The following is a 16,088-nucleotide window of genomic DNA, read 5'->3' on the forward strand; positions in this document are numbered from 1 at the left end:
AAGGAGAAAATATGGAACAGGTATGCGTAGGAGTTGACATTGGAGGAACAAGTGTAAAGCTGGGTATATTCACACTTAACGGAAATCTTTTAAAAAAGTGGGAAATACCTACGGAGCCTAAAAACGATCCTAAGGCACTTATCGAAAAAATAGGAAAGTCTATAAAAGAAACATTGAAAGAGGCAAGACTTACTCTTACAGATTGTGTAGGTGTAGGAATGGGGGTTCCGGGACCTGTAATGCCGAACGGATTTATAGAGGTAGTGGTAAATATAGGATGGAGAGAAGTTTTTCCTGCCAGAATACTGTCAGATTTACTTGCAGGTATGCCTGTGGCACTTGGTAACGATGCAAATGTGGCGGCACTTGGAGAAGCATGGATGGGAGGCGCAAAGCATCAGCAGGATTCCGTAATGGTAACTCTTGGAACCGGAGTAGGTGGAGGAATTATAATAGACGGGAAAATTGTTCCGGGAAAGCACGGTCTTGGCGGAGAGATAGGGCATATGCATGTCAGAGAGTCTGAGACTGAAAAATGCAATTGTGGCGGAAAGGGTTGTCTTGAACAGATATCAAGTGCTACAGGAATAGTAAGAGAGGCAAAAAGGCTTCTTGCAACAAAGAAAGTTGCATCAAGACTTGCTTTACTGGAGGATATAACCGCAAAGGACGTACTTGATGCGGCCAAGGCGGGTGATGCTATAGCACTTGAAGTTGTGGATACGGTTTCAAAGTATCTCGGAATAGCGCTTTCACACTTGGCAATGACTGTAGATCCGGAAGTATTTGTTATAGGTGGCGGAGTATCAAAAGCAGGAGATTTCCTTATAGATAAAATAAGAGAAAAATTTGAGTATTATACACCTATAACAAAGAACAAGGCGGATATAGTTCTTGCAAAGCTTGGAAACGACGCCGGAATATACGGTGCGGCAAAGTTGGTATTGGGATAAAAGAATATAAATCATTTCTTAAAAAATACTTTCATATTAAAAACTTGTTTTTATAAGTTTCAAGTGATATAGTGTCAGATATCAAAATGATGTTTAAATAGCATAAAGTCATTTGACTTAGGAGGAATTAGATATGAAGAAAAGATTTTTGATAACAGTTTTAGGATTGACAATGGGAAGTGCATTATTATTCAGTGCATGCGGTTCAAAAAAAGAAACTGCAGAAACAACACAGTCAGTTGCAGAAACCACTACAAAGGCTGAAGAAAGCACTACTGCAGAGACAACTACAGCTGCAAGTGTAAAAGTGGACATAAACTACGATATAGCAAATCACCTTGATGAGTCATTTGATGATGTAGGAAGTGCATTCGGAACAGCCGCATCTGATGAGAAGGCTGAAGCAGGTGAGAGAATTGTAAAGTATGCAGATCCTGAGAGAGTTTTACATTACTATGATGACAAGTCGGGCGGATATGTACTTGAAGCTGTAAGTGCCAAGGCCGGTGATCTTTTAAGCTTCACTGCAGACAGCGTTAAGCTTAATGACATTTTGGAACAGATGGAAGGTGAGAAAGCCGCAGGACTTGAGTCAAACGATGCATACCTTACAGTAGGTGTGAAGGGAGACAGCAATATCGTATTCCAGTCTGAAGGATATTACTTCATAGTATCTGTAGGTAAGGACAATGTGGTTTCAAAGGACAGCGCCGCAGCAATAGTAACAGAGGACAGAGCGGGAGTTGATACTGCAGGTGAAACAACAAAGGCACCTTCAGAAATCAAGACACCGGAAACAACAGCGGCAAAGAAATAATTCTCTTTCAAGAAAAATATAAATAACAAACAAAAAGTCGAAGGAATATTACGAGATATGTCAGGAAAGTATCGTATGTTCTTTCGGCTTTTTTTGCTGCAAAAAGTAATAAAGCAAAAACTCAAAAAAATAAAATGAAGATAAATGAAATTTATCATTGATAAACAATAAAAATATGATAAAATATTAATAAATATATATAATATAACTACTAATCTATGACCACTTGGTTCGGACTCATATATAAAAATAATAAAAATATCTCCCATTCATCGTATTGGCTTATTTGACAAAGACACCATTCAATAATATTATATTGTTGTATTATACCAATTAAAATAGTATAATTAACGCTTAAGTGTAGGGACTTGTTTTTATTACGCACAAAATCGCATATAATACGACATAAGACGAGAAATTGATACGAGTTTTTACATATTAAATACGATATAAATTTCTTTAATGATAATAAGAGACTTACGAAAATATAATGGGCAAATATTTTTGTGGGTTATTTTGTTTGCATTGAAGAAATATATATAAATATTCTGACTGGATATAATAGAGTGACTGATTTAATGACAATACATTAAGCAGTGATATGGGAGTATGCATGTTGAACATAGTATAGGACCTTATATTCCGGCAGACAAACAATCAAGGAGGTAGTTTGATGAACAAAAAGAGCATAGTAAGTCAAGCAGGCTTGCTGGCGGTTTCCGCTCTGTTCCTTTGGGCAAACCCTTCTACTGCACATGCAGAAGGATGGGATAACTCAAACGGTGAGTGGAGATATCTGGACAATGCCAATAACGCAGTGTCTGAGGCTTGGAGAAAGTCGGGTGACGCATGGTATTATCTGGGTGATGACGGCAACATGGTAAAGGATTCAATTGTTACCGTAGGTGACGGCATTTATTATTTGAATGCCGACGGTGTAATGGCAGCTAATCGTTGGGTTCTTGCAAAAGATATCGACGATAATGATGCATGGTATTACTTCGGTGCCGACGGAAAAGCGTACAAGGGCAGAGACGGAAGAGTATATACTCGTGAAATTAACGGAAAGAGATATCTTTTTGATGAAGAGGGAGTAATGCTTACAGGATTCTTCGATGCAGAGGGCAATGCGGTAGAAGATGACAATCCGTTTAAGAGTGCAATATACTACTTCGGTGATGACGGAGCAATGTATGCGGATCAGTGGTTGCTTTATTCACAGGTAGGAGAGAATCCGGGATATTCAGAGCTTGGACAGAGAAACTATAGTGAGTATGATGAGATGTGGCTGTACTTCGGGGCTAACGGAAGAAAGTACGCTGCACGCAGTACAGATCAGTCAAAGCAGAGAGAGATAAACGGTAAGGCATACCTGTTTGATGAGAACGGTGTAATGATACCTCAGCTTTCTGTAACTAACGCAAACATAAGAGCTACAGCAAGCAATGCTAAAGTAAAATACGGTTCACTTGATACAGACGGTGAACTTAAAGATGATTACTGGACATTTACAGTACCGAATGAAGTGATGAGTCAGTATGACTATGATACTGAAGAGCACAGCTGGTTCAGAACAAAGAAAGACGGTAGTGTAATTAAGGATAAAATAGCTACAGTACTTGGAAGAAGATACGCTTTCGATGAGATCGGACGTATGCAGACAGGTTTTGTAATTATGTTGGAAGATGATACTTTCGGTATCAAATATGATGTAGATGAGTGGACAAAGGAAGATTTCCTTACAGACGCAGTTAACTCACCTATAGCTGCAATCGACAGAGGAAGCTTATATCTCTTCGGTACAGATGAGCTTAATGACGGTTCAATGATTACCGGTGAGGTTACAGTATCTCTTAGAGATCAAAATGCGGTATTCGGTTTCAGGGACAACGGTAAGGCTATCGGAGCAAGATGCACACTTGCAAAGAGCGACGGTAAGTTCTACTTCAACGGCTTGAGACTGGATGCTGACGCAAGCCTTAAGTACGGTATTCTTAAGGATACAAGAACAGGTCACGGCGAGTATGTAGTCGTAGACTCAAACGGTAAAGTAGTCAAAGGCACAAAGATTCTTAGAGACGGAGAGGGAAACTGGATAATAGTTTCAAACTCAAAGTTCGTAGCAAGAGTAAGTGATAGTGACAGACCGAGAAAGAAGAACGGAAGATTCTATCACTACGATTCAAGTGCTGACAGACATGACAGATGGGGAGCTGAAATCACATATGCCACAGACGGATTGAACAACTTGGACAGTGATTTTGTTCTCTTTGACAGATAGTTAGAGGAGAGATATGAAGAAAAATAATTTAATAAGGACAATCAAGCAGGCGACTGCCGGATTGCTTGCAGGAGCCATGGTCCTTACAGGGGCTCCGCTGGGCAATATGACGGCGCAGGCGGCAGGATTATCACCGAACTCAAACCTAAGTCCCGGAAATGGACAAAGCAATAAGTGGGTAAGTCAGGTTGACGGATTTACTTACGGTTCGTCAGATTCCACGACCTTTGCATTTGGTAATGCCAACGGGCATAATAGTACAGATGGTTATGGATCTCGAGGTGGAGAAGATACATTTACCTTTGGACTTGGCGGTTTAAAGAGTTCAAAAGACAGAACCAATAATACAAGAGGATATTATCCGGGTGCTACATCTGTTCATTCAGGTGCACCTGGAACAAGACCGGATATATTTACACAGTATGGTAGTAACTGGTGGCATGGATACTACTCATTTGGTAAACCATACCGTATAGGAACTAATGCAGAGCTTACAGATTATGAAGCATCAGGTGCTACTGTATACACAGAGCCGAATGCAGCTAATCCTGCAGTAGGTCCTGCAGATGTATATACAACTGTATGGAACGGCGCTCAGCCACAGACATCAGCCTTCCAGGGTTCTTCAAGAAAGAAGGAACTTCATACAGGACCAAATCATTATAACGGTGAAGTTCTTACATTAACTGACGGTTCCGGAAAGACTGTTGAACTCAGACAGGAGATAAAACCGTCAGATGACGATCAGTATATTGCGGTACAGTATACTGCATACAACCCTAGTGCAACAGATACCATAGATTTTATGGTCGGTAATGAGACAGATACAATGCTTCCGTCTCAGGACAACGTCCCTATTTTCACTACAAGACATGGTGCAGGAGAGAAATTTGAAGGACTTCATTTCCAAAGTCATACATCTTCAACCTATCCATTAACCGTTTTTGATGTATATTCATCAGGAAACGGAGCCGGAATGGTAAAGAGAAATAGTACTGACCCTAGTGAAAACCGTGTTTGGGGTATGAGATATATACAGACAGGAAGTCATTATCATACAGATTGGGTATTTTCACAGGGATTCCCAGGAATGGTAAATGCCGGTGACAGTGCTGCGGCATTTTCAGCATACTTTAACTTAAAGCCGAGAGAGCAAAAAACTGCTACATTTATGATAGCTATCAAGCCGTCAGTGTACTATGTATCGGACAGCTCTGGTAATACAGGTTCAGATCCTTCAACTGGTATTATAGCCGGATTTATGGGTAGACCTATAAACTCTGTAAAGGATGCAATAGCTGATATTGAGAATAGAAATATAAAGAAGGCATATATTTATTTGCAAAGTGATGCACAAATTGGTGAAACATTAACTATTCCAAACGGTACTGAGATAACTATTCAAACAGCAGACTTTAACAATCCGGGATTATCAACTTATAGTGGATATCATAAATTTAATCCATCTATAAAATCGGATACAGCTACTTTAAAGAGAGCTGACGGTTTTACAGGCGAGTTGTTTAAGATGGGTGATGATAACTCAATGCTTAACTTCCGTGACGTTATAGTTGACGGAAATAAGGACCATGCTACAGCCACAGCACCTGCTTTTAAATTAGATAAAGGTAAGGTAAGTGTAAAAGCCGGTACAGTAATACAAAACTTTAAGGTAACCGGTGCAAAGGTTCCTTCAGTATTTGAGATTTCAGGATCGGGTGTTCTTGATATAAATGCTGCGGGCGGAACAGCTGCAATTAAAGACAATATATCTTTGGATGACGGTGCAGCTATTGACTCTACAAAGTCTAATTTACCGGCAGGAAAATATCCTATCACAGTAAACGGAAGTTTGGATGTTACAGGCTCAAAGATGTACAACGGTACATTTGGTACTGCAGATGTAAAGACAAAAGACGGAAACGTTTTAATAAGTAAGAAGCCTATTTTTGTAGAATCGGGAAATTCTATAACAGGAACTATCGGAATAGGAATGACAGGAGATGCACTTCCTACAGCAAACAGTGAGGGTAGTGTATTGGCAGATTATGCGGACAGAGCTTCCGGCGGTTCATTGCCATATTCACCTGCAAACTTCCAATCAGACATTTCAGGTCAGACTATAGGAGCCGGAGACGGTGTAAAGAATGTGGCACATGTAACTGCAGGAACATTAGAGGATGCAAAGGTTATATATCTTCATGCAACTGTATATACATTTGCTTTGACATATTTAAAGCCTGACGGTTCATCATTTAACTTTGCAGATCTTACAATACCTGCACCTGTACCGTCTACAGAAAAATATGTAGATGCAAACCCTTACTCAAAGGGAATACCTGCAGGAGGAGAAGTAAAATACAACATACCTACAATAAACGGATATAAATATGATGTAAGTGCAAATACTGCAATCAACCTTCCGGATTCTATATCAATAGATGCAAACGGAAACTTAACAGGTACAATGCCGGGTGAAAATGTAAGTATTAGAATCAATCTTATTAAAGATGAGGCTACATATAAGTTTGATCCACGAAGTGGTTCGGCAGTACCTGACAGAACAGAGCCTACAGGAGCTACATCAAATGTATCGGTTCCACAAAGTACAAGACTTGGATATGATCTTGTTGGATGGCAGCAGTACAATGATGTAAACGGAAACAATATATTTGATTCAGGTGATACCGATATAGGTCCTGTGATATCTTATCCAAGCGGATCTTTCCCTACACCTGTTGTAACAGGAGTTAAAAAGTTCTATGCAAAGTGGACACCGGGATCGGGAACATTTGCAATTACAAGAAAGTTTACAAACAAGAGTTTGACAACTCCTATTACATTCTTTACAGATGTTGACAACACACATCATGTGAATGACAACTTTACAAAAGACCCTATAGGACCTATACCGGGATATATGTATGACAGTGGAACAAAGACACCTAATACAGCGGCTACAGGAACTATAGCGCCGGCTACCGATGCGCATCCGGGAAGACTTACTATAACAAGTATGCCACCGCTTGCAATAGCACTTTATTATAAGTATTCGGTAGATCCTTCACAGAGATTTACATTTGAAGTAAGACATGAAGATCTTGCAGGTAATGTAATAGCACCTACAACAACGGTAACAAGACTTGCAGAGCAGCAAATCAGTGCGGCAAAGAAGAATGATATTACAGGATTCTCATATTCTACATTTACAGTTACACAGGGTAGAACAGCTCCTTCAACACCGCTATATACAATCGGTATTGATGACGGAGTGAATAACCTTATAATTGATGAAGATTTGGCAAACGGTAACTTTGTTGCAAAGATGCCTAACCAGAATGTAACAATAGTATTTAAGTATACAAATGATTCAGGAAACAACCTGATAAAGAGATACTTTGACAGAGTCGATAATACCGTACTTGCAAGTGAGGTTGTACCACATATGGCGGGAACAACATTTGTAGAGGGATTACCGACATCAGGAACAAATCTTGAAAGAATTTACGGATATGTTTGGGATGCAAGCTCAAGCGTAGATCAAAATCCTACAACACTCGGAAGTATAACAAATAATACAACCGGAGAGTTTACAGGAACAATGCCTGTACTTCCACCTGCAACACCTACAAAGGTAGACTGGATGTTAAGCAGAGATGCATCAAAGTGGACAAGTATCAACTTTGCGGTAGCATCTGCACCATATAACAACGGTAGCGTAGGTGCAGCTACAGCAAACAGCATCTTATTAAGTGACGGAACAAGCGCAGGAGATGCAAGAGCATATAAGTTCAGCAAGATAAAGGCATTAAACTATGTACCAAGTGTAACACCTAACCGTTACTATATGTTTGACGGATGGTATAAAGATGCGGCATGTACACAGCCTGTAGGAGATACAGACTTCTTTAGAACAACAGATCCTACACCTTTAACTGTGTATGCCAAGTTTGTAGAAGACCCAAGTCAGTGGTTTGATATCAACTTTGCGGCAGGAAGCAACGGTTCTATCACAGCTCCTGCAACACTTCATATACCGTTTGATTACACATGGAGTCAGATAACAGGACAACTTCCTACAGCTACACCTGTAGCAAACTACTTGTTTAACGGCTGGAAGGATCCAAACGGTGCCTTCATGCAGGGAAGCAGCACACTTACAAATCACGCAACATATACAGCATACTTCAGCCAGGATCCAAACGTATTCGGTACTATCGGATCTATCACACCGACAGGTCGTATAGGAAATGACGGAAGCGGTGAGATAGTAATAGACGGTACAACACCGGGTAATGTATATGTAATAAGTGATCCTGACGGAAATATCGTAGCAGTGGTACCGGGAGATTCAACAGGAAACAGAACTGTAGTTCCAAACCTTATACCGGGAGCACACTACAATGTACAGGAAGGAAGCCCTGATACAGTAGCAACTGTAGGTCAGCCGATTTCTTCTATAACAGGTACATCCGTATCAACACCACAGGATGTATATGTTCCTACAGTAGATAATAACTACAACATAGGATATGATCCTGAAAATGACGGTATGGCACAGATCATTATAAATCCGGCAGATCCTGACGCAGACTATGCGCTTATAGATGAGAACGGAAATGTAGTGCAGTACCCCGGAAGTGACAACGGATGGATGACTCCTGTAGGAAACAATCCTTCAACAGTTACTTTCAACAACTTAAATCCAAATGAGACCTACACTGTAGTGGCAAGAAAGAAGGGCGACAGCTCAATTCCTAATCCGCTTACAAAGTTACCTGACGGAAATCAGATAATAGCAAATCCGGGAGATATGGCGGACGCACCTAAGTATGTAGTGGAAACAAAGGGCGGAAGCGTAGTAACGGTAGGAACAACAAGTGTAGGAAATGACACATACGATCAGGCAAAAGCAGGAGAAGAAGTGGTAATCCATGCAGATCCTGTAGATGCAAACGGCAAGAACTTCCTTTACTGGCAGGTACTTGCAGGAAGAGCCGTAGGAGTCAGCGGAAATATAACACAGGCTGATTACTCATTCACTCTTTCAAATTCAAACATTGTACTTAAGGCTGTATACGAACCTACCAAGGTAGCGGGAGATGATGCGGATCTTACAGAGACAATAAGAGGCGGTGGAGTAGGAGAGTTCGGATTGACACCTGATCAGATACCGGGACTTGCACATGATCTTACAACACCACTTGACAGATCACTTATCGGAGTGAACGGTGCAACAGTAGAATACAAGGTAGTATTTAACAAGAGAGATGCAAAACCGAATGAGAAAACAGCTGTAAAGCCTGTTTCAGTATCGGGAGTTGATCATCCGGATGCACATACAACAGCATACGGACTTGATATCCAGCTTGAAAGATATGTAAACGGAAGACTTGTAAATAACGGAATACTTGCAACAGCATCAAATGCGACAGTAGATGTTATAGCACAGCTTCCTGCAGAAGACGTTGATCAGCTTGACTATCAGTTATTTGATGTGACACCTGACAGCTTAGGTAATATCAATCCTGTAGATATAACAATTACAACAGATGTAGCAAACAATGCGGGACTTCTTAAGTTCACAGGTAACTTGCAGCATTCATATGTACTTGTTTATTCAAAGACATTTAAGGTAACCTTTGTAGATAATAAGCCTGTACTTGATCATTTACACTTAAATGATACAAGCAGAAACTTCTACAAGAAGTTTAAGGTAAGAAGAAAAGAGAATGTAGAGGATGCTTACTACTCAAGTGATTATGCGGTAGTAACAGCATATGCACAAAATGATGTAGCAAACGGACTTGTAACACCGTTTGAAGATATCTATGGTGTACAGTATGACTATGTTAACTGGTCAAAGAAGGAAGATAAGCTTTCAGTATATGACACAACAAGTCCTGTAACAAAGAGAACAATTGTTTATGCATACTATTCAGACAACAGAAAAGAAGTTGCAAAGGCAAGAGTAGATCTTGGTGATACTATAGAAGAGGCAAAGATCCTCACAGGAGACCCATACCTTAAGGTAGCAGAGGTGGCAGAGCTTAATGAGGCTATAGCACATGCACTTGAGACACTTAGACAGGCAAGAGATCTTGTATCTCCTGACGGAACAACATATCTCAGACAGGCAAACTATGCAGAGCTTCAGCAGGCAATAGATGCACTTAGAAGACTTATTGACAAGTATTCAAAGATAGCAGCCGACAGAGCCGGAGACAGAAACAGAAGAACCGGCGGTGCCAGCGGTGGCGGTAACTCTTCAAGTGGTAGAGGAAGTAGACTTTTGACACCCGGAGAGAAGTCACAGCAAAATACAGCTATCAATGAAAACAGTAATGTAAGAGCATTCGTACTTGGTGTAGACGGTGCTTGGGAGACAAACCCTGTAACAGGCGGATGGTCATTCGTACTTAACGGTGGAACACCACTTAACGATATGTGGGGAATGATTACATTCAACGACAATACAGGTAAGAAGGTATCACGTTGGTATTACTTTGACGGTCGCTCAACAATGGCAACAGGTTGGGTATATGACTCAAAGAACGGCAACTGGTATTATATGAACACAACACCGGGACCTGAGCTTGGCCAGATGGTATTAGGTTGGGTAAAGGATGAAAAGACAAATAAGTGGTATTACATGAATGATAATACGGGTATCCTTAAGACAGGATGGCATAAAGATCCGCAGGACGGAAGATGGTACTATCTGAATTCAAACGGTGAGATGCTTGTCGGATGGCAAAAGATTGACGGAAAGTGGTATTACTTTAATACCAATACTCCGCAAAATACTTATACATGGGATGCCAATGCTTTCAAGTGGAACTACTTGAGCAATAGTGGAAGACCATTTGGATCTATGTATGCAGGAGAGAAAACTCCTGACGGATATAATGTAGATGCAAACGGTGCTTGGTACTAAGTGACGTAGGAGAAAAAATGAAAAGAAAGACAATAAAAGCAAAATTAACTGCCGCATTGTCTGCGAGTATGGCTCTTGCCATACTCGCACCGGCAATGCCGGCATATGCAGCTGCTCCCGGAGCAGGAGAGATACAGTTTAATTTTACTGAGAAAAATGAATCGGTAGATCGCTTTGCAAGTGATTTAACATTGAGTGGAACTGCAGGAGATGTTATTTCTACAGCACCGGCACCTGCAGGACTTCAGGTAAATACCGGAACAGGTGCTATAGCACTGCCATATATGAATGACAGCGGAGCTTTTGATGCAACCAAAACATTCCAGGCAACCGGTGATACATCGGCACTTAACTGGGATCAAAGAGGGTTAACCGGATATTTGATTACAGCATGGTATCCAAGAAAGAATAACGGTATAGCAAGTCCTTATATGAATCAGGTACCTGCAATATATCCTTATGGCGGTCAGACATACTATGCAGAGCTTGGACCTGATAATACAAAGACTTATTATTATAAGGTTAATCATTTAAAGTCAAGTGCAGCAAGCGGATACTATATACCGGGTCTTGATGATGCAAGTGCAACTCCTGCATTTAAGAATGTGCCTGATAGAAATGTACCTGTAATGTCAGGTATATCCGTAGCACCTCTTACAATCCCGGGATATAAAGTAGTAAATGTAAATACTACAGATGACGGAGATGGCGGTAAGACAGTTGTTTTACAGGATAACTTTGACGTATCAAAAACACATATAGCATATGATACGGACTCAAAGTATGTTACAGGAACATCTATAAACAAGGGTGTTGAAATAACATACAAGTATGTTGTTGACCCTACTCAGACAAACGGTATTACAGTACAGGATTCAGTATATAAGTCATCAGCAGCCGTAGCTACATATCATGCAGGATTACCTGCGGGAACAACACAGACAGCTGACAACTCACCATTGTATACAGTGCCACGTACGGTTAGCGAAGTGGCTGCAATTGAGGCCGGAAAGAAGATAGAGACTATCACAAATATACCGGCAACAATATACGGAACAAATCAGAATGTACCGCTTCAGGGTAATTTAAACCTTATCTTACCAAAGAAGGTTCAAGATCCTGCAACAGGAGCAACAAACTATACTCCTGCAAGATATATTCTTGATGCTGCAAACCCTATAACGGTAACATATGGTAACGGAAAACCTAATTCCGACGGATATTTTACATCACCTGCAGTAGGTGGCGGAACACCAACTGTTATAAGAAACTTGATTCCTGCAAAGGATGATGCGGCAAATAATCTTAGAAAGATTACTACCGAAGCAAATATGGTAGGAGATGCCGGACATGATGTAGATGCAAGAAAAGTAGTGGGAACAATGCTTAATCAGCCTGTTACAATTACTTTCAACTACATACCGAACCCTGCATACTTTGTAACATTAAAGGTAAAGTATGAGGATGATCAGGGAAATAACATAACACAGAAGGTACTTGATAAGTTGGCTGATGCCGGAAATGCAGTGCCTGATGCCCCTGCAACAGAAGTAACAGGAACATTCTATAAAGAAGCAAACGGAACAGATCCTGTACAGATGATTTATGCAAAGGCAAACAATACAGGTTCAGCATACAACATGACAATAGAGGCACCTGAGCTTACAAGCTATCTGACTCACCCAAGTATAGAGGTAGATGATGCTGCAAACTGGTCATCATCATATACAACTCCTATATCAAGCTTATACGCCACATGGAGTGCTACAAGCCCTAAGTATGTGGTATCAACAGGCGGACCTACAGACAACTTTGTACTTACAGTGAAGTATACTCAAGATCCTAATGCCGTTACAGAGTTATCGGCAGCATCTTTGGAAGGTGGAGATCTTTATGTAACAAGCGGTGGAAGCAGTGTTACATATGACAACTATCTTACAAACGGAGGAACATTCCCAAGGTTGATAAGAAAGAATATCAATCCTGCTACACTTAAGTACGATCTTGATATAAAGAGAAGCGACTTACCTACACCTGTTCCTAATGCAGGATACTTATTTGATAAATGGACATATAAGGGTCAGGAAGTAAGCTTTGATTCAAACGGTGAGGCAACTTTAACACAGATAACACCGGGAACTACAAATATAATCTCTCTTATAGCTAACTTTAAGAAAGATCAAAATGCATGGTATAAGTTTACTCTCCATGAGGGAGACAGCAATGTAGGTTTGTTAAACGGTAGTGTGGCCGAAATACCTAGAAAAGATGCTTCAGGAGTGGATAGAGTTAATATTCCGTGGAGTGAGATTCAGGATTATACAGAAGAGGCTCATAACGGTATAAGTGTTGCAGCCGGATATACACCGAAGTGGTATGAGGGTACAGTAGATCCTTCAACAGGAAGATTGAACCTTACACCGATAGATACTGCAACTGTAGATCTTTCAACACTTGCAGGAAAAGACTTATATGTTTATGGAGAGAGCACAACACCGGTAGCACCATATGTACCTGATGTTACAGGAAGCTTAAATCCTACTACAGGAGAGCCTACAATAACTATAGATCCTGCAACACCTGCACAGATGGATTCAAGACTTACATATGTTATAACAGATCCTTCAGGAAATGTTGTAGCAACAATATCGGGTGCAGATGTAATGAGAGAGGGCGGTTTGGTTACAGACCCTGCAATACAGGCCGGAAATACTTATCATGTAAGTACAGTTCCTACAACAGATGCGGGAAGTATAGTAGTAGGAGCACCGATACCTTCAAGTATAACAAGTGTAGCAGGACCTTCAGCACCGGCTACAATACCTGTAGCTGTTACACCTACAGTATCACAGGATCCTTCAAATGCGGGACAGGCGATGATAACAATAAATCCTACATCACCTAATACAGACTATGCATTGGTAGATCCTTCAGGAAATGTAGTGCACCCGTTTACAACACCAAGTGCACCGGGAGCACCTATAACATTTAATAACTTAAATCCGAATACAATATACAGAGTTGTACCAAGAACAACAGGAACAAATGCAACACCTGCAGCACGTATAGCTGACGGAGCATCATTACCTGTTGATACATCAAACATCGGATTGGCGGTAAACAGATTTAATATAACAGCTGTTGCAAATGATGCACCGGCAATAAGTAACTTCAAGATAAACGGAGTTGCATCAACAGATCCTGCAGTTTTACAGGGACTGTCAGCAGGTACACAGGTAGAGATAGAGGCAAGCGGTCTTGACAATAACAGCCAATTATTTGATCATTGGAATATCATCAGCGGCGGACCTCTGCCAAATATGAATGCGGCAACAAATCAGCGTTTGACATTTGATATGCCGAACAACCCTGTAACAATACAGGCGGTATATTCAACACCGGGACAGACATGGGCTCCTGTACAGTATAATAATGGAGTAAGTCCAAGCAGAAATGTGGGAATTATCCAGCCGATTATTACAGACTCAGGAAACTTCCGTATAGTAATAGATAAGACACCTGTAGGAAGTACTTTGAGAACTCAGATGGCTGATGCTATAGGAGATGACTCATATAGAGGAGAATTCCAGGTAAGTGCAAGAGTACAAAAGGAAAATCCTTTAACAAGTACATGGGAAGATTATGCTTTACCAAGTGGAACAAAGTTATCAGGAGTAGTTGAGACAGGTGTATTGATGCAGGATAGAGAGTATAAGTTCTATTCAGCAACACCTTCAAATGCAACAGCAACAGCTCCTACATTTAATGAGGAACATGGAGATTATGAGAATGCAGGAAGTGCATACACAGGAGAGTTCAACTTTGAATTTGAGAGTGGAATGAACTATGTATTCGGATATGTTTTACCTGCAAGCACATTTAAGGTAAAAGTAATAGACGGAAGAGATAATCACCTTGTAACAAGACTTACAATAGCAAGTAATAAGGTAGTAAACGATTATGCGTCACTCTATGCAAGCGCAATACAGTCAGACTATGTAGATAATGACGGTATTACATGGCATTATGAAGGATTAAGTAAGGACAGAGGAATGTATGATCCTTATGATCCGACTCTTCGTGTAACAGCGGATGAGACAATCTATGTTTACTATTCAAATGATAAGGCTGAGCGTAGAAAAGCTGAGGCTGATTTAAAGGCGGCTATCAAGAATGCAAACAATCAGTTAAACAGAATCAATGATCCGGCAAAGAGAGCAGCCCTTCAGGCGGCTATCAATGCGGCACAGGCTGTAATTGACAGAATGAACAGAAAGTCATCTACACCTGAGCTTATAGCAGCACTTCAGGCACTTAATGATGCAGTAGTTGATGCAGGCGGAAGAGTACCGAACGGTGGCGGCGGTCGTGGTGGCCGTGGCGGTTCAGGCGGCGGTTCAGGAAATGCAAGCAGAAGATCAAGCGGATATACATCAGGTCTTAGAGTAGGTTACGACGGTAACTGGGAGCTTACAAATCCTGTAGAAGCTACAGCAAATCCTGACAGCAGCAAGTGGGTATTCAACCTTGCAAATGGCGGAAGAGCTAAGGGTTGGGCATACTTAAGCTACACCTACGAAGGAAAGACAAAGTCTGAGTGGTATCACTTCGCTGAGGACGGCATCATGGATTCAGGATGGTTCTTAGACGGAAGTACATGGTATTATCTGTCAATGAATCATAACGGATTCTTTGGTGAGATGATTAAGGGATGGCATCATGACGGCCAGGACGGAAGATGGTATTACCTTGATCCTTCAAGCGGTGCTATGCATACAAACTGGAGCAAGATAGGAGGAGAGTACTACTTCTTGAATCCTACAGCACCTGCACAGACATGGTTCTTTGATAATGCAACAGGTAGATGGAATTTTGGTAATGTAAACTCAAGACCTCTTGGTTCAATGTATCAGAATGAAACCACACCTGACGGTTATCATGTAAATGAAAGCGGAGCTTGGAGATAATCTATAGTTTATAAAACTTGTAGATATTCTCAGTCCGAAAATAATAATGGGGAGTCACACGAAAGTGTGGCTCCCCTATTTACATATATTGGAATAACATGTAATATAGTAATATAAATACAGTACGTAGATA

The 16,088-nt window shown here is 40.8% G+C and carries 5 protein-coding genes; all 5 read left to right on the plus strand.

Annotation, left to right across the window (positions count from 1 at the left end; genetic code table 11):
• The first annotated feature begins 11 nt into the window (after positions 1–11).
• The 5 genes from SBH76_RS07555 to SBH76_RS07575 all read left to right on the plus strand — a co-directional run bounded on the left by SBH76_RS07555 (position 12) and on the right by SBH76_RS07575 (position 15,955).
• Entirely contained in the window at positions 12–953 is a 942-nt protein-coding gene (locus tag SBH76_RS07555) for an ROK family glucokinase (RefSeq protein ID WP_007594634.1), read from the plus strand.
• A 133-nt stretch (positions 954–1,086) separates the two neighbouring features.
• Positions 1,087–1,770 (plus strand): hypothetical protein, encoded by a 684-nt coding sequence (locus SBH76_RS07560; protein WP_317977365.1) that lies wholly within the window; start codon positions 1,087–1,089, stop codon positions 1,768–1,770.
• Positions 1,771–2,443: 673 nt separating this feature from the next.
• Positions 2,444–4,051, plus strand: coding sequence for an N-acetylmuramoyl-L-alanine amidase family protein (locus SBH76_RS07565; RefSeq protein ID WP_317977366.1), 1,608 nt, complete (start codon positions 2,444–2,446; stop codon positions 4,049–4,051).
• Between the two features lie 13 nt (positions 4,052–4,064).
• The gene (locus SBH76_RS07570; RefSeq protein ID WP_317977367.1) at positions 4,065–10,988 is read left to right on the plus strand and encodes an N-acetylmuramoyl-L-alanine amidase family protein; all 6,924 of its coding nucleotides are present in this window, start codon (positions 4,065–4,067) and stop codon (positions 10,986–10,988) included.
• A gap of 17 nt (positions 10,989–11,005) precedes the next feature.
• Positions 11,006–15,955, plus strand: coding sequence for an InlB B-repeat-containing protein (locus SBH76_RS07575; RefSeq protein ID WP_317977368.1), 4,950 nt, complete (start codon positions 11,006–11,008; stop codon positions 15,953–15,955).
• Positions 15,956–16,088 lie beyond the last annotated feature (133 nt).

This window comes from Lachnoanaerobaculum sanguinis, assembly GCF_033242365.1.
Lineage (GTDB): Bacteria > Bacillota > Clostridia > Lachnospirales > Lachnospiraceae > Lachnoanaerobaculum > Lachnoanaerobaculum sanguinis.